Source organism: Paenibacillus sp. FSL H8-0457, assembly GCF_038051935.1.
GTDB lineage: Bacteria > Bacillota > Bacilli > Paenibacillales > Paenibacillaceae > Paenibacillus_AQ > Paenibacillus_AQ lautus_A.
The window spans coordinates 5,843,579-5,864,052 of sequence record NZ_CP150293.1 but is presented as its reverse complement, the minus strand read 5'-3'; the positions used below and the strand labels follow the sequence as shown (position 1 = coordinate 5,864,052).

Here is a 20,474-nt window from a genome sequence, read left to right as displayed (position 1 = left end):
TGAACGGTTATCCCGGCGTCCTTATGATACAAACGTAATCCCTGAGTCCTTGTCATCGAGGAGTCGGGGATTTTTGCTTCTTAGGGGTATGAAGATTGAACGTTTCTTACCAGTTAAGGATCGGTCGAAGGAATTTAGACACATTGCGCCAGGTTCTCAATTATGTTTAGGGGGATTCCAAGAGATGAAAGCATTAAACAAAACATGGTCCGTACTTCTGGTAGCCATACTGATGGCCCTGGCCTTGATCGGCTGCGGCGGCGAAGAAGCAGCACCGAAGGATGCGACGCCGCCGGCACAGCAGCAAGAGCAGAATAACGAAGCGCCGGCGGATTCGGCGGAAGAGCTTAAGACCACGTATCCGCTGACCGTCAAGGATTCAACGGGCGTGGAAATGACGTTTGAGAAAGCGCCGACCAAGATTGCGTCCCTGACTCCGTCCGAGACGGAAAAACTGTTTGCATTGGGACTGGATGAGGAGATCGTTGGCGTATCCGATAACGACGATTACCCCGAAGCGGCCAAATCCAAGCCTAAACTGGGCGGGTTCCAGGTGAATGAAGAGGCGATCATCGCAGCCGACGCCGATGTGGTATTCGCGGCTTCGATGAATGCCCAGAATGCCGAGAAATTGCGCGAGCTTGGCGTTACCCTGTTCGTCAACGATCCGAAAACCATTGATGCGGTGATGGAGAACATCGAGCTGATCGGTCAAATTACGGACCGTCAAGCCGAGGCGAAAGCGGTCGTCGATCAGATGAAGCAGGAATTGGCTGCCGTTACGGAAGCCGTGAAATCCGTGAAGGATGAAGACAAGAAGAAAGTGTACGTGGAGTTCTCTCCGGGATGGACCGTCGGCAAAGGCGAGTTCATGGATGAGATCATTACCGCAGCTGGCGGCGTCAATGCAGCCGGCGATGCGGAAGGCTGGTTCGAAATCAGCGAGGAGAACATCATCGCCGCGAACCCGGACGTTATTCTGTACACGGACGATGTGGTGGACGAAGCCACCAAGAAAACATTGGATCAGCTGATCAAGGAGCGCGGCGGCTGGGATCAGATCGAAGCCATCAAGAACGATCAGGTTATTTCCGTGGATGCCAATCTGCTCAGCCGTCCGGGCCCGCGCGTGACGCAAGGACTGATAGAAGTGGCGAAGGCCGTTTATCCGGAATTGATGAATCCATGAGTAAAAAACTTGCAGGATTCGGTGCGGCCGGCCTGATCCTTTTACTGCTAACCTTGGTTGTCAGTCTCGGAATCGGCTCCGTTCACCTGCCTGTGAGAGAGATTGGAGCGATGCTGCTGCACCGGCTGCCGGGAATCGGCGATTCCATCGTTCCAGGCTGGGAAGCTTCCTCCGAGCAAATCCTGATGAAGGTGAGATTGCCGCGGATCCTGCTCGGGATGCTTGTTGGAGCCTCCCTGGCGGTGGCCGGAGCCGCCTTTCAAGGCGTGCTTCGCAATCCGCTGGCGGATCCGTTTACGCTCGGTGTGTCCTCGGGTGCTGCGCTTGGCGCGGCATCCCTGATTTTTTTCGGAATGGAATATTCCTTTGCCGGAGGTTACACACTGCCGGTTGTAGCGTTTCTGACCGGAGCAGGCACCCTATGGGCTGTTTTGCTGCTGGCAAGGGATCAAGGAAAACTGCCGATCCATGGGCTCATCCTGTCCGGGGTGGTCATGCAGTCATTTCTGGGCGCCGTCGTTTCGTTTCTGACGGTGATGTCCAAAGATACGGTGAACCAAATCCTGTACTGGACGATGGGAAGCCTGAGCATGCGCGGATGGTCGTATACGGCCATCCTTTTCCCGTATTTTGCAGTGGGTTTCGTATATCTATGGAGCAGGTCGCGGGCGCTTAACATTTTGTCGCTCGGGGAACGGCAGGCCGCTCATATGGGATTGAATGTCGATCGTCTGAAGACCAGCGTGCTGATCGTCGCTACCCTGCTTGCCGCGGCAGCCGTATCGGTTTCCGGCGTGATCGGGTTCGTCGGGCTTGTAGTGCCGCATATGATTCGGCTGATCACCGGCTCCGATTACCGCGTGATTGTTCCCCTGTCGGCGCTGGGCGGCGCGATTTTCATGGTTTGGTGCGATACGGCAGCACGCTCCGTCTTGGCGCCGACGGAAATCCCGCTCGGGGTGGTCACGGCATTCATAGGCGCTCCGTTCTTTGCTTATCTGCTGTACCGGAACAAAAAACGGCGCAGGGAGGGGTTATCATGATTACGGCCCAAGGGCTTGGCAAAGCCTATGGCAAGGCGTCGATTCTATCCGGGGTGGACCTTCACATTGCCGAAGGGGAATGGTGGGGGATCATCGGACCGAACGGCAGCGGCAAGTCCACCCTCATGCAGCTGTTATCCGGCGTGGAGAGTCCTACGGAAGGAAGCGTGACGCTTCTGGGCAAGGAGCTTGGACGCTATAACCGGAAGGCAATGGCCCGAATCGTGGCGGTGCTGCAGCAGGAGGGACTCGACCCTACCGATTTTACCGTCCGGGACGTGCTGGAGATGGGGCGATTCCCGTTCTTGAACTGGCTTGGCCGTGAGGATAAGGATGCGGCCCCGCTTATCGAGGCCGTTATTCGAAAGCTGGATCTGAACGGCCTGGAGGAGCGCCGGCTTACCGAGTTAAGCGGAGGACAGCGCCAGCGTGTCGCTTTGGGCAAGGTGATGGTCCAGGAGCCTTCGCTGCTGATGCTGGACGAACCGACGACCTATCTGGATATCCGCTATCAGCTTCAGTTCATGGATATGGTGGCGGAGTGGCGGAACTCGTCCGGCATAACGGTGATCAGCGTACTGCATGACCTCAATCTGGCTGCTCAATTCTGCGATAAGCTGCTGGTTCTGGATCAGGGACGGATCGCAGGGGTGGGCAAGCCGGAGGACGTGCTGACGGCAGCGTATATCCGACGGATTTTCCGGGTGGAGCCCTCCATCGTGACCCATCCCGAGAATGGGGCTCCGCAGGTGCTGTTAACGGCGAACAGCACCTGGTCCTAAAGCGGTGTTGCCGCAGGTTCAGCCGCGTTGTAAGATTTAGGAGCAAGAGGAAGGAGGCCGTTTCATTGACGGATACACTCACAAGTCGTTTGAAGGGAATTACCGCTAACATTAAACCGCTGGATGCCGAGGCGCAGGCGGAAACCGCCGCCTATTTGGATACGTTGACGAAGCCTCCGGGCAGTTTGGGCAAGCTGGAGTCGCTGGCGATCCAATTAGCGGGAATCACGGGGAAAATGAAGCCCTCGTTTACCAAAACATCCGTGGTTGTCATGGCTGGCGATCATGGGGTGTGTGATGAAGGAATCAGCGCATTTCCGGCCGAGGTGACGCCCCAAATGGTGATGAACTTCCTGAATGGAGGGGCGGCCATTAACGTGCTGGCCCGTCAAGCGGGGGCAGACGTTCATTGCGTGGATATCGGCGTAGCGACCGAGCTGACCCATGAGAGGCTCCTGTCCCGGAATATTGGCAGAGGAACCGCCAATATGGCCAAAGGACCCGCAATGACAAGGGAAGAAGCGCTGCAATCCGTAGTGACCGGAGCTGAGGTGGCGGCAGAGCTGGTTAAACAAGGCACGCAGATGTTCGTAACCGGAGAGATGGGCATCGGGAACACGACGCCAAGCGCGGCTATTTTCTCGGTTCTGTCCGGCAAGCAGCCATCCGAGGTTGTGGGACGAGGAACCGGCGTGACGGATGAACGGCTGAACCATAAGATTCGGGTTGTGGAACGGGCGATACAAGTCAATGCGCCTCATGCCGCCGACCCGCTCGACGTGCTGGCCAAAGTCGGGGGCTTCGAAATCGGCGGATTGGCCGGATTGATTCTGGGGGCGGCTGCTCATGGATGTCCTGTCATCATTGACGGATTCATATCCAGTGCCGCGGCGTTGGTTGCCAAATCGATCTGCCCGGATGCCCTTCCTTATATGATTGCTTCCCATGTTTCGCATGAACAGGCGCATGTTCTTCTGCTGAAAGAGCTGGGACTCCAGCCGATGCTGCAAATGGACATGCGTCTTGGCGAGGGGACGGGCGGTGTGCTGTGCCTTCATCTGGTCGAGGCGGCGTGCAGGATCGTGAACGAGATGGCGACGTTTGAAAGCGCCGGCATCAGCGGAGGAGCCGTATGAGTCATCGTGGAAGCGTGTTGGTTACGGGCGGAGCGAGGAGCGGGAAGAGCTCGTTCGCGGAGAAGCTGTGCATGAAGCGCGCCGATTCCGGTACATATATAGCGACTGCGCAAGCCTATGACGATGAGATGCGGGAACGGATCCGGATTCATCAAGACCGCAGGCAGGATTCAGCCTATGGTTGGCAGACGGTGGAGGAGCCTGTCGCACTGCCCGAATTGCTGGAAACGCTCGGCCAGTCAGCCTCGGATGCCCCTGCGGTGGTAGTGGACTGCCTGACGCTGTGGCTTACGAATGTGCTGCTGCAGGCCGAACCTGAAGGCACGGCCGTCATGGAAGAACGGCTGGGGCTTCAAATCGACAGGCTGGCAAGAGCGGTTCAGGTATACCCGGGCATGGTTATATTGGTAACAAACGAAGTGGGTTCAGGGATTGTACCCGAATATCCGCTGGGCCGGATTTATCGCGACTGGGCAGGGATCATGAATCAACGACTGGCCCAGGTCTGTGACGAGGTATTTCTGGTGACCGCGGGAATCCCAATGGAAATCAAGAGCAGGGAGTATCGGATATGAGCAAGATGATCGAAGCGGCTGCGGCCGCTTTTCAATTTTTATCGAGGCTTCCCGTGCGGAGGGAAATTCCCTTTACACCCGAAGTTCAACAGCGGAGCGTCGTTTTTTATCCTTTCGTAGGGGCAGTCATAGGTGTTATCGTTGCCGCATTGGGACTGGGCTTAAGCTTTGTGCTGCCTTCCTTTCCTGCTGCCGTCATCCTGCTGGCTGCATGGGTAGCATTAACCGGAGGGCTTCATCTCGATGGCTGGATGGACAGCGCGGATGCGCTGCTGAGCCATCGGTCGCGCGAACGAATGCTTGAAATTATGAAGGATAGCCGGGTAGGCGCGATGGGGGTCATGGCCTGCATGCTGCTGCTCCTTCTGAAAGCTTCCTTAATCATGTCCGTTTGGGATTTGTCTGAGGGGGTATGGAAGCAAGAAGCGTGGCTGCTGGTGCTCGCTCCGGTCTGGAGCCGCTGGTTTATGGTCCACGCCATGTATCGATGGCCGATGGCACGGGGAAGCGAGGGACTGGCAGCTTTGTTTCACGGACTGTCCGTTAGAAGGAGGTCGCTGGCAGGCATAGTCGCGATCCTGTTAACGCTGGTTGTCATAGGCCTTCTCTGGTGCACGACAAGCACACTGGATCTTGCGGCGATTGGAATCGGAGGAATCCTCGTCATCCCGTTGGCAGCCTGGGCCGTTGGAAGTTTGACGGCCGAACGGATGAGCCGAAGACTCGGGGGACTGACGGGAGATACCTACGGGGCGTTGAATGAATGGATCGAAACGATTGTGTTAATTTTGGTAGTTCTCCTTTTGAAGTTTACATGATATGATGGTAGAGCAATGCGGTGGTATTCCGATCAACATAGTCGACATAATTCACGTCAACAGAAAAATAACGTTTTTGACAGGAATTTTCTCAAACGGGTAATGATATGTTTAGAGTGGGCTATGAAATGGATATGAATACATACTAGCGCACTTATGACATGAGGATGACGCAGTATATCCTTATTTATAGAATGGGAGGAATCATTAGGATGGAAACGCTTTGGGTTATCATCAATGTCCTTGTTCTGATTCTGCTGGTCGGTATTTTGTACTGGATGCAGAGAAAGCATTACTCGTTTACCAAACGCGTGTTTGCCGGACTTGGACTGGGTGTGTTGTTCGGAGTGGCACTGCAGCTCATCTACACTTCGACCTCCGATGTGGTGGTGAAATCCACCGATTGGTTTAATCTGGTTGGCTACGGTTATGTCAGACTGCTGCAGATGATGGTCATTCCGCTGATCATGGTGTCGATCATATCGGCCATCATGAAGCTGAAGGGCGGAAAGAACCTGGGCAAAATGAGCGGACTGATCATTACGGTGCTGCTTCTGACGACGGCGGTAGCCGCCGCTGTCGGAATTACGACCGCGCTGGCGTTCGATTTGTCCGCCGTCAATATTCAGGGCGGCGCTGCCGAGGAGCAGCAGGGCGCGCTGCTGCAAGAACGGCTCGGGGATGTCGAGGGCCGTACGCTGCCGCAGCAAATTCTGGATTTCATTCCGAGCAATCCGTTTGCCGACATGACGGGAGCACGAAGAACTTCGACGATTGCGGTCGTCATATTCTCGGCATTCATCGGGATCGCCGTGCTCGGGTTGGACCGTAAAAACAAGGAGCAGGCGGAGACCTTCCGCAACATGATCTCCGCCGTATACGGCGTGGTCATGCGTATCGTGACGCTGGTGCTTCGTCTGACGCCTTACGGGATTCTGGCGCTGATGGCCAAAACGATCGCCACGACCGATCTTGCGGTGATCATGAATCTGATCGATTTCGTTCTGGCTTCATACGTGGCCTTGATCGCCATGTTCATTATCCATCTGGTGCTGCTGGCGATATTCGGGTTTAATCCGTTCAAGTATGTCAAGAAGGTGTTCCCAACGCTGACCTTTGCCTTTACGTCGCGTTCCAGCGCGGCTACGATCCCGCTTAACGTGCAGACCCAGAACAAAAAGCTGGGCGTCTCGGAAGGCATCGCGAACCTTTCGGCATCGTTTGGCGCCACGATTGGACAGAACGGCTGCGCGGGCATTTATCCTGCCATGCTGGCCGTCATGATTGCACCGACAGCCGGCGTGGATCCGACGTCGTGGTCGTTCATCCTGACCTTGATCGTGGTCGTTATGATCAGTTCCTTCGGCGTGGCGGGTGTCGGAGGCGGAGCTACCTTCGCATCGCTCATCGTGCTCTCCACGATGAACCTGCCGGTTGCCTTGGCAGGCCTGTTGATTTCCGTCGAGCCGCTGATCGATATGGGACGGACGGCACTGAACGTGAATGACTCCATGACGGCCGGCGTGATTACCGGGAAAGTCATGAATGAAGTGGATAAAGACGTGTATAACGACGACAACATTGAACTGGATATGGTTCAGGCATAATGAACGCATCCAGGGGAGCCATCTTGCAGGCAGTGTTTCTGCCTGCAAGATGGCTCTTCTGCGTGAATAGAGAAAGCCCGAATACCGTAAGCGAAACGGTGATTCGGGCTTTTTTTCATGCTTAACATGCTTTATCCGATGACGGTCAGTTCTTTCGGGAAGGAGGTCAGCACCTCGACGCCATCGCCGGTCACGATGACATCGTCCTCGATTCGCACGCCGCCGACGCCCTGCAGGTAAATGCCGGGCTCGATGGTGAAGACCGCCCCAGGCTGCAATATGTCCTGATTCAACCCGTGAACGGATGGATATTCGTGGACATCCATGCCAAGCCCGTGACCCAGGCGATGTACGAAGGCATGGCCGTAACCTGCGTCGTCAATCACTTTGCGTGCCGCTTGGTCGATCGAGCCATAGGTCACGCCGGGTTTGACGGCCTGAATCCCGGCCAGATTCGCAGCAAGAACCGTCTCATAGATGTTAACGGCTTCCGGCTTCAGATCGCCTACCGCAAAGGTACGGGTAATATCCGACGCATAACCGCCGGCGTATACTCCCAAATCGAACATGAGCAGATCCCCTGCTTCGATTCGGCGCGCACCCGGAACGCCATGAGGCAAGGCGGTGTTGGGGCCGGATAATACCATCGTGGCGAAGGAGGGCGCGTCCGCGCCAAGCTTTTTCATCAAGTATTCCAGTTCCGCGACAAGCTCCAGCTCGCTGATGCCGATTTTTACCCGGGCCATGCCTTGCGTCAGAACATCTTCGACCAGCCTCACCGCATTCTTGATGATCTTCACTTCCTCGGCAGACTTTCGAATCCGAAGATCCCGCAGCGCAATGCCGACATCTTCGATGCGGTCCGCGTTCACATGTTGCCGCAGCTGTTCATAGCGGGAGACGGTCAGCTGATCCTTCTCCAGCGCCAGCGTTCCGGCGCTGCCTTGAATCTGTTCCTTAAGCAAAAGGTAAGGGTTATCGGTATCCTGATGCGTGACAATGTTCTTCACGGTTGAAGCGGCCTCGGCCGCGTTCGCGTCCAATGCCGGCACGATCAGCACCGGATCATTGGCGGGGGAGAGGAGCAGGCCGAGAAAGCGCTCATGGGGATCGCTCGCAAAGCCGGTCAAATAATAAACATGCTTGGGGTCTGTCACCAGGACATGATCCCAGCCCTGATCCTTCATGGATAACAGCAAACTTTGCAATCGTTCGTTCATCCTGTTCATTCCTTTCTTTACTCAAAGACGTTCATCATGCCGTTAATGTAAGGGTATCGCGTTCCATCGCGTAAGTAAAGTTTTCCTCGTGAATGAATCGCGGCTTGAGAAAATAGAAGCGTTTTTCCGTTACCTCTTGTACAATAGATCTCGTAATAAAGACATCTATTCGGAGGTAGAGCATCGTGACGCATCCATACCGTATCGATTATGCCGTCAAAGAGGATTTGCCGGCCATTGTGGACATTTACAATTCAACGATTTCAAGCAGAAAAGTAACGGCCGATCTGGAGCCGGTCACGGTGGAGAGCCGCATACGCTGGTTTGAAGAGCACAGCAACGATTTTCGCCCTCTTTGGGTCATGCGATCTGATGACGGGCTGGTTGCGTGGATGAGCTTTCAATCCTTCTATGGCCGTCCCGCCTATAACGGGACAGCTGAAATCAGTATCTACGTTAACGAGAAATATCGCGGCGTTGGTGCCGGCAGCCTATTGATCCAGAAGGCCATCGAGGAGTGCCCGCGTCTTCGCGTCAGCAACCTCGTCGGATTCGTATTCGGTCATAATGAACCAAGCCTCAAGCTGTTGAAGAAGTTCGGCTTCGACCAGTGGGGGCTTCTCCCAGCGGTTGCGGAGCTTGACGGAGTCAAGCGGGATCTGGTTATTGTAGGACGTGCGATCTAAGTACCGATACGTGAAGGATAAATTTAAGGTCCATAAGAGAAGTCATCGCAGCGCGAAGATGAAGCTACGTGCAAACCCTTCATGGTATTCTGCATTCCAAACCTTAACCGATATCCAGTACACTTGGGGAAAACAAGGGACGAAAAGGGTGTGGAGGATGTGAAGGCAGAGATTCGCATATATCAAGCAGAGCTGAAGGATCTGGACAAAGCGGCAGCGCTGTTGAATCAGTATCGGCAATTTTATGAGCGGGAAGATGATCTGGACGGGGCCCGGGAATATATCAGGGAAAGGCTGACCCATGGCGATTCCGTCATATATTTAGCGGACTGCACCCGCTGTGAATCCCTGGCCACGCCAGGCTTTCTACAATTATATCCATCCTTCTCGTCGCTATCCATGTCCAGGTTGTGGATTCTGAATGATCTGTACGTGGATTCCGAATATCGCGGGCTTGGCATTGGAAGGGAACTGCTTCATCAAGCCCGTGCGCACGCCGTTCAGACCAAGGCCAAAGGCTTGACACTCTCGACGCAGCTTCACAACACGGCCGCTCAACGCCTGTATGAATCCGCAGGATATAAGCGGGACGATGAATTTGTGCATTACCATTTGGATTTATCCTGACGCAGTGGGCATCCGGAACAAACAAAGACGATACCCCTAAGGAGTTATCGTCTTTGTTCTTTATTGATAAATCGAGCGTATTTTCCGAAAAACCTCAACCCGGGCAATTTTCAGCTCCCACATTTGGTCCAGCAGCTTCCGCTGTATATCTTTATCGTCTGTTGCTTTCAATTCATGATACAGGGCAGACATCCGTTCATTGATTTGATCCACGCATTGCCACAGCTCCTGTTCCGTGCATTCCTCCGACTTCGCTTGTTCCTCGCCCAGCGATTCCTGCATGTGGTGAAGCGTACGAATGATGTCTGCTTGCCACTTCCGATCTTCCAAGCGAATCGCCAAATTGAGAAGATCCAGATAATCATCAAGGGACAGAGATGTCGGTTCTTTATCGCCATGTTCCATGTTGAATGCCCCCTTAGAAAACGTATAACCTGTTTATACCAAGTATTATACTTGGAATTATGAGTTTTTCAAGTGAAAAAATAAGAGAATATTGTCATAAACATGCTTTCGATTGTTGCAACCGTGCGCAGGAATCAATATAGTTTACATAGGACCGTATTTTTCCAATCCAAGGAGTTATATGAATGAAGGTAATTCTCGTAGATGACGAACCGTTGGCCTTGAAGTATTTAGAACGTCAGCTGTTAAAACTGGATACCATGCCTATAGATGTAATCGGTACGTATACGAATCCTTTTGAGGGGCGAAAGGAAATTCTTGCAAGGGACGTGGATATCGTGTTTTTGGATATCAGCTTGCCGGAATTGAACGGGATCGAGCTGGCGGAGCAGCTGCTGGAGCAGAAGCCCCATCTCTGCATTGTATTTGTGACGGGATATCACGAATATGCAGTTACCGCATTTGAATTGAATGCCGTCGATTATATCGTCAAACCGGTCCAGATCGATCGAGTAGCCAAAACGATGGAGCGGTTGCGAAGTCGCATTGCGTCCAGACCGGAAGAGGTCCTGAACCCCAATCGTAAAATTCGGATGACGATGTTCCGCCAGGTTATGATCGAACAGCCGAACGAGCAGGGGCAATTCGCCATGCTTCATTGGCGGACAACCCGGGCCCAGGAAATATTCATTTACTTGCTGCAGCATCGGGGGCAGCTGGTGCGCAAGTCGGCACTGATCGATATGCTATGGCCGGAGTTTGACATGGATAAGGCCTATCCCCAGCTGTATACCGCCATTTATCATATCCGAAAAACATTGGAGCCCTATGATACCCGATTTCAAATCACCAACACGACGGAAGGCTATGTGCTGAATGTGGAAGACGTGCAGCTGGACATCGAGGAGTGGGAGAACTGGTTCATGGCGAACCCCTCGGTGTCGGCCGATTCGATAGATGGCCATCTTGAAATGATGAAGCTGTATACGGGCGATTATCTGCAGGAATATGATTATTGGTGGGCGGAAGGCGAGCGTCAAAGACTGAAGGAGCTGTGGCTCAGCGTATCGTTATCCATGGCGGAATGGTATGTGGATCAGGAACGCTTCGAAGAGGCCGTACTGTGCTTCGCCTCGATCCAGAGGCTGCACCCCTTGGAAGAGAAGGCCTATTTTTCATTGATGAAAATATACGGCTTGCAGGGGAACCCAGCCCAGGTACACCGTCAATTCAGCCTGCTGCGTCAAGTGCTGGAAGATGAGATGGGTGAGGAGCCAAGCCCTTACATCAAGAAATGGTATGACGAGTGGAGCGATGGAATCCAAATCACCCATATACAATAAATGATCTACCAAGCAATCATAAGATAGGGAATCACCGGCCGCTATGACCGGTGATTTTTTTGTATGCGTCAACCGAAGGGCTGTTCTTTTTGGTTCCTGTTCAGAAATTGTAGAGGACCGCCTCTTATACTGTAGAGTGTGAACCATAAGAATCGGGAGGTACAATATTCGGTTATGAAATTCATTCGGAAATTTAAGGAATCTTCGCTGCATAAAGCCATGGGGCTGGAGCTTGGTACGTTTCGGGAGATCGAGCTGGATGCAACTAAGGATGTCCAGCATTGCCGAGGCTTCTATGTTTACTTCAACGGCAAGCGGATTGGCATCGTTGCTACGGACGAGGGACCGGTATTTCTGTGTGATCAGGAGAAGTTTTTGCTGGATGAGCGTACCGTTCATTTTTTGCTGCAAAAAAATGCCGAGTTTAATACGTTTATCTTCATGTGGAATGGAGGCGTGAAGCTTCAGATTCCATATTTGCGGTCGTTAATCGAATATAACGGAAGATGGGTGGATGATTCGATATTCGACTTTTTTTCGTGGATTTATGAAGCTTCCGGGAGAAAAAGATTCTACTCCTACTATACGGTGAAGCATGTATCCGCTGACGAATTATGCCCGCATCAGCCTCTTCAGCGTTCGGGCAAAACGCTTTCGATTGTTTAGGCGGCCTGACGAACCCGTGGATTCATGCGAACTTTAGGGAATGGGACAGACAATTGCATCGCAACGATGTAAAATAATGGACAGTTATGTAGTGTTATTGATTCTTACAATACGTTATATAAAGGACTGTTACTATTGTCGATCTATTCCAATATCAAATCGAAGCCCGTCTCCGGCAGAAGGTTGCTGGGGATTACTTTTCTGTTTATCGTGATTTTACTTTCCGTGCGCTTGGTCTGGTTCAACACCATTACGGTACCCGAGGAACGTCCATTCCGGCAAGGCGTGCTGGATCTTCGGGCTTGGCCGGCGGATGATCGGAGCAGGGTCGCCCTCAACGGGGAGTGGGCCTTTTATCCGAATCAATGGAAGGGCCCGGATGGAGCGTCCCAAGGAGAGCCGGCTGCCGCCGACCCGCGCTGGATACAGGTTCCGGGGCCATGGGAGGGCGTGAACGAGAACGGAAACCAAATCGGCTACGGGACTTACCGCCTCAAGCTGCTCGTACCGGATCGGAACAAAACTTACGGCATCTGGATCAGCGATATCCGTACAGCCTATCGTTTGTATGTAAACGGGAAATTATTGCACGAATCAGGACATCCGTCCGATCTGCCAGAGACCCACGTGGCCAGGATCATCCCCCATATGGAGCTCATCCCCCCGACCGGCGGTGATGAGCTGGATATCATCGTGGAAGTGAGCAACTATCAGTATGCCGATTCAGGCGGGATCCGGCTGCCGATCCAATTCGGAACGGCGGAAGCGGTGATGAGGGGAAAAGCCTTCTCCGAGAACATGCAGCTGCTGGTGTGCATCGTGCTATTGCTCCATGTGATCTATGTTTTTATTTTGTACTTGATCGGCTATCGAAGCAGAGGGCTTTTTTATTTTGCCGGGCTTATTCTGTTTACGCTGCTGGCTACGCTGAGCGACGATGATAAGCTTCTGTTGGTGTGGCTGCCCGGCATTCCTTTCGAGTGGGCGGTGAAGCTTAAGGTTATTGCTTATGTCGCGATATCTTTATGTTTGATTCTGTGCACCAAGCATTTGCTAAAGCCGAGGATCAAGGAGGGCTTTTACCGTGCTTACACGGTGTTTGTGGTTTCGTATGCCGCAGTCTATTTGCTGCTTCCGTTTCATCTGATGGTCCATCTCTCTAAATATTTGTCGGTGGTATTGATAAGCGCCGTGCTGTTCGTGCCTTCGTTAGCCAGGAAGGCGGTCAGCGAGCGGAAGGAAGCAGCGATCTTCATCCTGCTGTCGGCGGTTGCGGTTTCCTGCAACATTATGATAAGCGGAATTTTAAGATTCCGGTATTTTAAGGAACTGCCTTTTTACCCGATCGACCTGATCGTTGCGTTTCTCGGGTTTGCTTCCTTCTGGTTTATCCGGTTTACCAGAAACAGCGTCATGCTTAGGGAACAGGCCGAGCAGCTGCAGCGAGCGGACAAGATGAAGGATGAGTTTCTGGCGAATACGTCCCATGAGCTGCGAAATCCGCTGCACGGCATCATCAACATGGCGCAAACGCTGCTGGAACGCAAAGGGAGCGTATTGGAGCAAGAGGATCGCAATCAGTTGGAGCTGATCACCGGTATCGGCAGACGGATGTCACTGCTCCTGGACGACTTGTTGGATGTTTCGTTATTGAAGGACAACCGCGTTCGGTTGAATGTGCAGAGCGTTCACCTCGGTTCGGCTGTTCAAGGCGTGCTGGACATGCTCCGTACGATGGCGGAAGGCAAGCGAATCGAGCTCGTATGCGAGATCGCGGAGGATGGCCCCAAGGTATGGGCAGATGAAAGCCGCTTGGTTCAAATCATGTTCAATCTGATTCACAACGCCATCAAATATACGGAGGCGGGACGTATCACGGTGGCTGCCGAGGTCATTGAAGGAAGGGCTTATGTCCACGTTCGCGACACGGGGATCGGTATGGACGAAAAGACGTTAAGCCGAATATTCCTCCCCTACGAGCAGGGAGATTCCGGTTTTGCCGCTTCGGGAGGCGGTTTGGGGCTTGGACTGGGCATCAGCAAGCAGCTGGTTGAGCTCCATGGAGGGGGTATTTCCGTAACATCCGCTCCGGGTCAGGGGAGCGACTTTACGTTCACGCTGAAAGTGGACGATATGATGAAGCAGGAGAACGCGGATAAACAGGAGTTTATCGCGGTCTCCCCGGCTTCAAATCCAGAGAAAGAGAAGGAGACGCAATCGAATATGTCAGATATGCACGAACAGGATGACGCCGAATCGGAGGCTCTGGCGCTTGCCCGTCCAAGCGACGGCAGGCTGCTTATCGTTGACGACGATCCGGTTAACCTGAAGGTCATCCATCATTTGCTTGCAGACGAGGGGTATCGGATCGTGACCGTTACCCGCGCCGAGGAAGCTCTTCAGCTGTTGGAGCAGGGAGAGTGGGATCTTATCATTTCCGACGTGATGATGCCCCAGATGTCGGGGTATGAACTGTCCAGGACGATTCGGCAGAGGTATATGCTATCGGAGCTTCCCATCCTGCTGCTGACCGCCAGAAATCGGCCGGAGGACATACATATGGGGTTCATCTCGGGAGCTAACGATTACTTAATAAAACCGGTGGATCACCTGGAATTAAAAACGAGGGTACGCGCCTTGCTGGAGCTGAAGCGGTCCATTAAGGAGAGGCTGCATATGGAAGCGGCTTGGCTCCAGGCCCAAATCCAGCCGCATTTCCTGCACAACACCTTAAATTCGATCGCTTCGCTAAGCGAGGTGGATCCTTCCCGGATGATTGCGCTCATCGCAGAATTCAGCCATTATCTGAGGGCCAGCTATGATATCAGCAACCTGGACCGTTTCATACCGTTGGAGCAGGAGCTTGGCTTGGTTCGCTCTTACCTGTATATCGAGGGGGAGCGGTTCGGGGAACGGCTGCGTGTCCGTTGGCATATCTCCGACGAGGTTGCCGTGCAGCAATGGAAGCTTCCTCCCTTGACGATGCAGACCATCGTGGAGAATGCGGTCGTTCACGGGGTATTGGCACGGACCCAGGGAGGGACCGTTACCATCCGCATCGTACGAGAGGCTGAATCAGCCAAGGTGATCATCGCGGATGACGGCGCGGGGATGGATCCCGAGAAGCTCCGAAGGATGCTGGGAAGCGGACATCGCGCCACCAAGGGAGTCGGGCTTATGAACACGGACCGCCGTTTGAAGCAGATTTATGGGCAGGGCCTCATGATCGACAGCTCAAGGGACAGAGGAACCACGGTGTCATTTGTCATCAAGAAGATGGCATAATCAAAGCCTGAGCCTATTAGACCTATAGTCTTTGAATCTTGGACGAATGCCGCAGGTTTAGGTTAGGATGTAGAGATGATGATATTTTACTTCGTATAAGGGTGGACTTCATGATCTCTTCTTTTTTGGCTACGATTTACAGCGTATTCCTTCCGATATCGCTGCCCGTCATCGGCGGAGCGCTGCTTAAGCGATTTAAAGGAATTGAAACCAAGGGGCTCTCGGCCCTGTCTTTATATGTGCTGAGCCCGGCACTGATCTTCGAGACGCTGGAAAAGGCTTCGATCACCTCGAACGAGGTGACGGTGACGGTTGCCTTTTGCCTGTTGAACGTGATCATCCTCTGGGCGCTCAGCGCCTTTGCAGGTAAAATGCTGGGCTTGTCCCAGACGGAGAAATCGGGCCTCGCCTTGACCACCATTTTTACCAACAGCGTGAATTACGGGCTTCCCCTCGTGCTGCTTGCATTCGGGCAGGCAGGGCTGGATAAGGCTTCCGTGTATGTCATTGTGCAGATCATCATCATGAATACATTAGGCGTGTATTTGGCAGCGCGGTCTCATTTTTCGGCCGTAAAAGCGATCAAGACCGTATTTACGCTTCCTTCGGTTTACGCCGCAGCGTTTGCCGTACTCTTCCGGTTGACGGATTTCCAGCTCCCCGAAGGGTTGAATACCGGTGTTTCCATGCTGTCCGCCGCCTATGCGCCGCTGGCTCTTGTCATACTGGGAGCCCAGATGGTTGGGGTTCGGGAGGGTGGAGCGTCGCTCGCCGTCTCAAAGCGCGGATTCTGGTCGGGCATGGCGATGCGAATGCTGGTGGGCCCGTTGGTGGCTTGGGGATTGCTCGCGATGTTATCCATTGAGGGAACCTTGTTTGCAGTCATTCTGATTCTGTCGGCGATGCCTGCAGCCGTGAATGCGGTCATCCTTGCCGAAGAGTACGATGCCGCGCCCAAGCTTGTTTCCAGGTGTATTCTGTGGACCACGCTGGCTTCCTTTATCGTTCTGCCTGCCATGATTGGCTTTCTTTAAGATGTCTCGCCTCCGGAAGATTGGTTCAACTCTTGGACTAGCGTGTAAAGAGTAGTAAGCGTCAAGAGATAACCATCATCTGCGAATCCGAATCGGATGGAGGTGGAAACTATGAGCAGACCGCGTGACCGAGACGTGGAGATCGAGACCCGCAATATCGAGGAGCGTAACGACTCCAGCAGGGTAGCTTCTACGTTGATCAAGTATGTTGCTTATCTGATCATCTTTTTTGGTTTCTTGTACTTCCTGATCAAATACGTATTCCCGATGTTCTAAGTTCAGGCCGGGTTACGTCGGTGAGAAAGCCTCTCCTTAGCCACAAGCGGGATGGAGGCTTTTTTTCATGAAGTAGGGCAGGATCACAATGTGCATAATGGACGCGAAAGTTTTTCCTATTATTCTATGCACACGGCAGGAGCGTTGACTTTGGAGTCTAATGTAACTATGATGGTTACATGCTAGTCATCTGAAGATTTGGACCGTCAGGAGGGATCGCATGAACATAAGCAGCCGATTTGCAGTGGCCATTCATATTCTTTCCGTGCTGGAGATGAATAAGGCTGGCGTCAGCACTTCAGATTATATTGCGGAGAGTGTGAATACGAATCCGGTGGTCATCCGGCGGATTGTCGGCATGCTCAGCAAAGCGGGCCTGGTCGAGGTAAAACCCGGCGTAGCGGGAGCGAAGCTGGCTAAGCCTCCGTCCGGGATTACGCTGCTGGATATTTATCATGCCGTTCATGTCGTTCAGGAGGGTTCCCTGTTTGGCATTCACGAGAATTCGGACGCGAAATGTCCTGTTGGCAAACATATTCAAACGGCGATCGTTCCGGTGTTCTCGGCCGCCCAGAAGGCCATGGAGGATACGCTGCATGAGGTGAATTTGGAGCAAATCGTCCGGAAAATCCATGCATCTGCTAACGGAACATTCAGAATAGATGATATATGATACATGATACGCTCAATCCTTGCAGGATGGGCGTTTTCTTTTGGGCCTGGTTGGTGTGCCTTCGTTCATATGTTAATTACTGGGTTTGACAACGGGATGTTCCTGTAACTATAATGATTACAAGTAAGATGTAACTGTTTTGATTACAAGTTAAGCCTGTCGCAGACCTGAATATATTTTTTGAAAAAATCAAACAACAACATTCAAGGAGTGAGAATATGACAGCCATTATACATCCATCCACAAAGCTCGGACCCGTCTCTCTTCGGATTCGCAATCTGGCACAATCGGTACGCTTTTACACGGAAGTCGTTGGATTAAAAATGCTGCGCCAGCATGGCCGGGTGGCCGAATTGACGGCTGACGGCAAGCAGCCGCTGCTGATCATTGAGGAGGTTTCGGACCTGATAAGACCGCAGACCCGGACTGCAGGCCTGTACCACTTTGCGATCCTGGTACCGGATCGGGAATCGCTCGGGCTCGCGCTTGCCAATCTGATCGCCCATAACATTCCGGTCGGCCAAGGCGATCATCTGGTCAGCGAAGCGCTGTACATTAATGATCCGGACGGAAACGGCATCGAGATTTATGCCGACCGGCCACGGGATACCTGGAAGCGCGATGCCAAAGGGGAATATGTGATGGCCACCGACCCGGTCGATGTTGAAGGACTGCTGGCTCTCTCCAAGGAGAAGGAATGGCTTGGACTTCCGGAAGGGACCGTCATCGGGCACGTGCACTTCCATGTGTCCAACCTGCACGATGCCCGTGCATTTTATTGCGATGTGCTGGGTTTTGAGCTGACCGCCCATTATGGGGGAGCAGCGTTGTTTATATCCGCAGGAGGATACCATCACCATATCGGGCTCAATGTTTGGGCGGGAATCGGTGTACCGAATACGCCGCCGAACGCTGCGGGAATGGAGAATTATACGATCGAGCTTCCGAGCCATGAGGCGCTTGAGGCGGTAACCGGCCGCATTCGCGAAGCGGGGCTGCACCTGGAACAGCGAGACGGCGTCTGGGCCGTTCAAGATCCTTCGGACATCTGGATCCGGTTGGTTGTTGCTTAATATCATACGAACGAAGAAGCCTGTCCGCTATATTGGTCAAGACCCCATTTAGTAGACATTAAAAAAAACACCTAGGCTGCAAACTGGCGTCGGTACTCTACCGGCGTCAGTTTCTTTAGTTTCCGCTGTGGTCGCTCTCGGTTATAAAACCGTATGTATTTCTCAATTCGCCTTTGTGCCTCCGTCAAATTTCGGATATCATAGGGATAGAGTCCTTCCGTTTTGAGATGCGAGAAGAAGCTCTCCATGGAGGCGTTGTCTAGGCAATTGCCCCGGCGAGACATGCTGATTTGGGCGCCAACCTTTGGCAGCATGTCGTGGTAAGCGTAAGACGTGTACTGGAAACCTTGGTCGCTGTGAACGACCAATCCGGTCACGTCTTTTTGCTTGGCAAACGCTTTTGCAAACGTCCGTAGAACCAGTTCATTGTCGTTACGTTGGCTGAGTTGGTACGCTACAATCTCATTGTTGAATAAGTCTTTAACTGCCGAAAGATACAGCCATCGCTCGCCCACCCGGTATTGCGTCACATCTGTCACCCATTTCTGGTTCGGTTTTTCTGCCGTAAAGTCTCGCTTCAGCAGATTCTCCGACACACGTTCTCCAGCTTGGTATGTCGTGTTAAAGCGGCGTTTAGGGCGAATGTTCGCTTGAAGCCCGAGTTTTTGCATCAGCCGCAGCACTTTCTTATGGTTCATCCATACACCGTCATCCTGCCACAAGAACAATTGGAGCTGCCGGTAGCCATACTTTCCTTCGTAGCGATTGTACGCTTCACGGATTAGCCGTTTCGCCTCGGCATCTCGGTCGTTCCCTTTTCGCTTCAAATAGGCGTAGTAACCACTTCTAGAGACACGAAAGAGCTGGCATAGTTCAGCTACTTGCCTTGGAATCGCTGCTTGCTCGATGAGCGTAAAGCGTTCTTCCTTTCCTCCTGGATCCAGATTTCCAAGCACTTTTTTAGCATTTCATTCTCCCGTTTGAGCTTTTGGACATACCGATCTTGATCCATATATTCTTTTCGTCGTCCTCGCTGATCCAACAATCCAAACTCGCCTTGTTCCCGATATTTTCGCATCCACCGCTTCATTCGGTCTTTGTCTTGAATACCAAGGTGTTCGTTGATTTGCCGATAAGTCCACTTCTCTTCTACATGAAGTCGAATCGCTTCTAATTTGACCTCTTTTGAATATTGCTTTAACTTTTGTCCTTTCATTACCACAAAAATACACCCCTTAGAATTCATCGGAATAACCAAGGGTTTTTTCCAATGTCTATTCTAAGGGGTGCACTTCAATATTAGGGGCAGGCTTTTTTAATGAAACACTGCGCTGATCAGGCTAGCCGGAAAGCTGGCAAGCTAGATCCGGTTTAATTCAACCAGCGTACGGAGCATGAACTCCGTGATATTCGGAATGTCTCCCATCTGCTCTTCGTTGATTTTGCGGGGAAAGCGAAGCTCGATCGCGTTATGGATGGGGACCGTATCGTCGCCGTAGGCGTAGCGTATCGTTTGCACCGGCGGGAGCTCGGGATTCCATATCTCTTTAATAATCTGCGCGATAACCGGGCACGAGTAGGCAGGATCGGCAATGTTTTTATGAAAGCGGAGCTTCAGCAAGCAGCCCGGCTGCTCTTCCGGGATTTCCAAAATCTCGGCGGCTAAATCCCGCAGCCCGGTCTCCAGGCAAATTTCGGCTGAAGCCGCGGATTGCTGAACCAACTCGAACCGGAGGCTAAAATTTCTGGACAAGGTCGCCATATCCAGGAGGTCCTTCCGATCGGTAACGCGGATGATTTCATCGAGATTGTCGAGGTCATAAACCGCATTCTCGATGCCAACCTTTAGATTTTCGAATATAGTCGGGTCAAACATGGAGGCACATCCTTTGATGAACTTAATGTCCGTAATAGACGATTGTGGATACTATATCACAGTCGCCGGGCGAAGGGGAATGGCTCGTCTGATAAGCCGGAGACCTGCGTCAGGATTGACCGATAGATCTAAGTCATGGTAGGATGAAATCCATCAACAG

General features: G+C 52.6%; 21 protein-coding genes. 16 read left to right on the top strand and 5 right to left on the bottom strand.

What is annotated here, in order from left to right:
• The first annotated feature begins 184 nt into the window (after positions 1-184).
• From MHI43_RS26195 to MHI43_RS26165, 7 genes are all read left to right on the top strand, one after another.
• Positions 185-1,189, top strand: coding sequence for an ABC transporter substrate-binding protein (locus MHI43_RS26195; RefSeq protein ID WP_015737184.1), 1,005 nt, complete (start codon positions 185-187; stop codon positions 1,187-1,189).
• Positions 1,186-2,232: an iron ABC transporter permease gene (locus MHI43_RS26190; RefSeq protein ID WP_015737183.1), complete on the top strand. Its 1,047-nt coding sequence runs from the start codon at positions 1,186-1,188 to the stop codon at positions 2,230-2,232. The genes MHI43_RS26195 and MHI43_RS26190 overlap by 4 nt, the downstream gene beginning before the upstream one ends.
• On the top strand, positions 2,229-3,014 hold the full coding sequence (locus tag MHI43_RS26185) for an ABC transporter ATP-binding protein (protein WP_015737182.1): 786 nt from the start codon (positions 2,229-2,231) through the stop codon (positions 3,012-3,014). The genes MHI43_RS26190 and MHI43_RS26185 overlap by 4 nt, the downstream gene beginning before the upstream one ends.
• Positions 3,015-3,079: 65 nt before the next feature.
• Positions 3,080-4,150: a nicotinate-nucleotide--dimethylbenzimidazole phosphoribosyltransferase gene (cobT, locus tag MHI43_RS26180; RefSeq protein ID WP_015737181.1), complete on the top strand. Its 1,071-nt coding sequence runs from the start codon at positions 3,080-3,082 to the stop codon at positions 4,148-4,150.
• Positions 4,147-4,725, top strand: a complete 579-nt coding sequence (gene cobU, locus MHI43_RS26175; protein ID WP_015737180.1) for a bifunctional adenosylcobinamide kinase/adenosylcobinamide-phosphate guanylyltransferase — start codon at positions 4,147-4,149, stop codon at positions 4,723-4,725. Before cobT ends, cobU begins: the two co-directional genes overlap by 4 nt.
• The gene (gene cobS, locus MHI43_RS26170) at positions 4,722-5,543 is read left to right on the top strand and encodes an adenosylcobinamide-GDP ribazoletransferase (RefSeq protein WP_015737179.1); all 822 of its coding nucleotides are present in this window, start codon (positions 4,722-4,724) and stop codon (positions 5,541-5,543) included. The genes cobU and cobS overlap by 4 nt, the downstream gene beginning before the upstream one ends.
• A 212-nt stretch (positions 5,544-5,755) precedes the next feature.
• Positions 5,756-7,150, top strand: a complete 1,395-nt coding sequence (locus MHI43_RS26165; RefSeq protein ID WP_015737178.1) for an L-cystine transporter — start codon at positions 5,756-5,758, stop codon at positions 7,148-7,150.
• A 131-nt stretch (positions 7,151-7,281) separates the two neighbouring features.
• On the opposite strand, the gene MHI43_RS26160 is transcribed toward MHI43_RS26165, so the two are convergent.
• Entirely contained in the window at positions 7,282-8,370 is a 1,089-nt protein-coding gene (locus tag MHI43_RS26160) for a Xaa-Pro peptidase family protein (protein ID WP_015737177.1), read from the bottom strand.
• A 185-nt stretch (positions 8,371-8,555) separates the two neighbouring features.
• Between MHI43_RS26160 and MHI43_RS26155 the strand changes: the two genes are divergently transcribed.
• Positions 8,556-9,056, top strand: a complete 501-nt coding sequence (locus MHI43_RS26155) for a GNAT family N-acetyltransferase (protein WP_009589361.1) — start codon at positions 8,556-8,558, stop codon at positions 9,054-9,056.
• A gap of 150 nt (positions 9,057-9,206) precedes the next feature.
• Positions 9,207-9,683 carry an N-acetyltransferase gene (locus tag MHI43_RS26150; protein ID WP_051425344.1) on the top strand — a complete coding sequence of 159 codons (477 nt, stop codon included), beginning with the start codon at positions 9,207-9,209 and terminating at the stop codon, positions 9,681-9,683.
• Between the two features lie 60 nt (positions 9,684-9,743).
• On the opposite strand, the gene MHI43_RS26145 is transcribed toward MHI43_RS26150, so the two are convergent.
• Positions 9,744-10,088 (bottom strand): hypothetical protein, encoded by a 345-nt coding sequence (locus MHI43_RS26145; protein WP_009589352.1) that lies wholly within the window; start codon positions 10,086-10,088, stop codon positions 9,744-9,746.
• A 185-nt stretch (positions 10,089-10,273) separates the two neighbouring features.
• Between MHI43_RS26145 and MHI43_RS26140 the strand changes: the two genes are divergently transcribed.
• The 7 genes from MHI43_RS26140 (at position 10,274) to MHI43_RS26110 (ending at position 18,438) form a co-directional block, all read left to right on the top strand.
• On the top strand, positions 10,274-11,431 hold the full coding sequence (locus tag MHI43_RS26140) for a response regulator (protein ID WP_036662794.1): 1,158 nt from the start codon (positions 10,274-10,276) through the stop codon (positions 11,429-11,431).
• 174 nt (positions 11,432-11,605) lie between these two features.
• A complete protein-coding gene (locus MHI43_RS26135) occupies positions 11,606-12,097 on the top strand; it encodes a hypothetical protein (RefSeq protein ID WP_015737173.1) in 492 nt (163 codons plus the stop codon).
• A 210-nt stretch (positions 12,098-12,307) separates the two neighbouring features.
• Positions 12,308-15,382 carry an ATP-binding protein gene (locus MHI43_RS26130; protein ID WP_341283176.1) on the top strand — a complete coding sequence of 1,025 codons (3,075 nt, stop codon included), beginning with the start codon at positions 12,308-12,310 and terminating at the stop codon, positions 15,380-15,382.
• Between the two features lie 110 nt (positions 15,383-15,492).
• Positions 15,493-16,416, top strand: a complete 924-nt coding sequence (locus tag MHI43_RS26125; protein WP_036662796.1) for an AEC family transporter — start codon at positions 15,493-15,495, stop codon at positions 16,414-16,416.
• 111 nt (positions 16,417-16,527) lie between these two features.
• Positions 16,528-16,692, top strand: a complete 165-nt coding sequence (locus MHI43_RS26120; RefSeq protein WP_009589346.1) for a hypothetical protein — start codon at positions 16,528-16,530, stop codon at positions 16,690-16,692.
• A 220-nt stretch (positions 16,693-16,912) separates the two neighbouring features.
• The gene (locus MHI43_RS26115; protein WP_015737170.1) at positions 16,913-17,365 is read left to right on the top strand and encodes an Rrf2 family transcriptional regulator; all 453 of its coding nucleotides are present in this window, start codon (positions 16,913-16,915) and stop codon (positions 17,363-17,365) included.
• A 218-nt stretch (positions 17,366-17,583) separates the two neighbouring features.
• Entirely contained in the window at positions 17,584-18,438 is an 855-nt protein-coding gene (locus MHI43_RS26110) for a VOC family protein (RefSeq protein WP_015737169.1), read from the top strand.
• Positions 18,439-18,509: 71 nt separating this feature from the next.
• Here the strand turns inward: MHI43_RS26110 and MHI43_RS26105 are convergent, their stop codons facing one another.
• The 3 genes from MHI43_RS26105 to MHI43_RS26095 form a co-directional block, all read right to left on the bottom strand.
• On the bottom strand, positions 18,510-19,394 hold the full coding sequence (locus tag MHI43_RS26105; protein ID WP_155989900.1) for an IS3 family transposase: 885 nt from the start codon (positions 19,392-19,394) through the stop codon (positions 18,510-18,512).
• Positions 19,316-19,654 (bottom strand): helix-turn-helix domain-containing protein, encoded by a 339-nt coding sequence (locus MHI43_RS26100; RefSeq protein WP_235201830.1) that lies wholly within the window; start codon positions 19,652-19,654, stop codon positions 19,316-19,318. The genes MHI43_RS26105 and MHI43_RS26100 overlap by 79 nt, the downstream gene beginning before the upstream one ends.
• 144 nt (positions 19,655-19,798) lie before the next feature.
• Positions 19,799-20,314 carry a hypothetical protein gene (locus MHI43_RS26095; protein WP_015737168.1) on the bottom strand — a complete coding sequence of 172 codons (516 nt, stop codon included), beginning with the start codon at positions 20,312-20,314 and terminating at the stop codon, positions 19,799-19,801.
• Positions 20,315-20,474 lie beyond the last annotated feature (160 nt).

What these genes read in the sequence shown, in the direction of transcription:
- MHI43_RS26195 (WP_015737184.1), top strand. Translation starts at nt 185, where the DNA reads ATGAAAGCATTAAACAAAACATGGTCCGTACTTCTGGTAGCCATACTG.
- MHI43_RS26190 (WP_015737183.1), top strand. Translation starts at nt 1,186, where the DNA reads ATGAGTAAAAAACTTGCAGGATTCGGTGCGGCCGGCCTGATCCTTTTA.
- MHI43_RS26185 (WP_015737182.1), top strand. Translation starts at nt 2,229, where the DNA reads ATGATTACGGCCCAAGGGCTTGGCAAAGCCTATGGCAAGGCGTCGATT.
- cobU (WP_015737180.1), top strand. Translation starts at nt 4,147, where the DNA reads ATGAGTCATCGTGGAAGCGTGTTGGTTACGGGCGGAGCGAGGAGCGGG.
- cobS (WP_015737179.1), top strand. Translation starts at nt 4,722, where the DNA reads ATGAGCAAGATGATCGAAGCGGCTGCGGCCGCTTTTCAATTTTTATCG.
- MHI43_RS26165 (WP_015737178.1), top strand. Translation starts at nt 5,756, where the DNA reads ATGGAAACGCTTTGGGTTATCATCAATGTCCTTGTTCTGATTCTGCTG.
- MHI43_RS26160 (WP_015737177.1), bottom strand. Translation starts at nt 8,370, where the DNA reads ATGAACGAACGATTGCAAAGTTTGCTGTTATCCATGAAGGATCAGGGC.
- MHI43_RS26145 (WP_009589352.1), bottom strand. Translation starts at nt 10,088, where the DNA reads ATGGAACATGGCGATAAAGAACCGACATCTCTGTCCCTTGATGATTAT.
- MHI43_RS26140 (WP_036662794.1), top strand. Translation starts at nt 10,274, where the DNA reads ATGAAGGTAATTCTCGTAGATGACGAACCGTTGGCCTTGAAGTATTTA.
- MHI43_RS26135 (WP_015737173.1), top strand. Translation starts at nt 11,606, where the DNA reads ATGAAATTCATTCGGAAATTTAAGGAATCTTCGCTGCATAAAGCCATG.
- MHI43_RS26125 (WP_036662796.1), top strand. Translation starts at nt 15,493, where the DNA reads ATGATCTCTTCTTTTTTGGCTACGATTTACAGCGTATTCCTTCCGATA.
- MHI43_RS26120 (WP_009589346.1), top strand. Translation starts at nt 16,528, where the DNA reads ATGAGCAGACCGCGTGACCGAGACGTGGAGATCGAGACCCGCAATATC.
- MHI43_RS26115 (WP_015737170.1), top strand. Translation starts at nt 16,913, where the DNA reads ATGAACATAAGCAGCCGATTTGCAGTGGCCATTCATATTCTTTCCGTG.
- MHI43_RS26110 (WP_015737169.1), top strand. Translation starts at nt 17,584, where the DNA reads ATGACAGCCATTATACATCCATCCACAAAGCTCGGACCCGTCTCTCTT.
- MHI43_RS26100 (WP_235201830.1), bottom strand. Translation starts at nt 19,654, where the DNA reads ATGAAAGGACAAAAGTTAAAGCAATATTCAAAAGAGGTCAAATTAGAA.
- MHI43_RS26095 (WP_015737168.1), bottom strand. Translation starts at nt 20,314, where the DNA reads ATGTTTGACCCGACTATATTCGAAAATCTAAAGGTTGGCATCGAGAAT.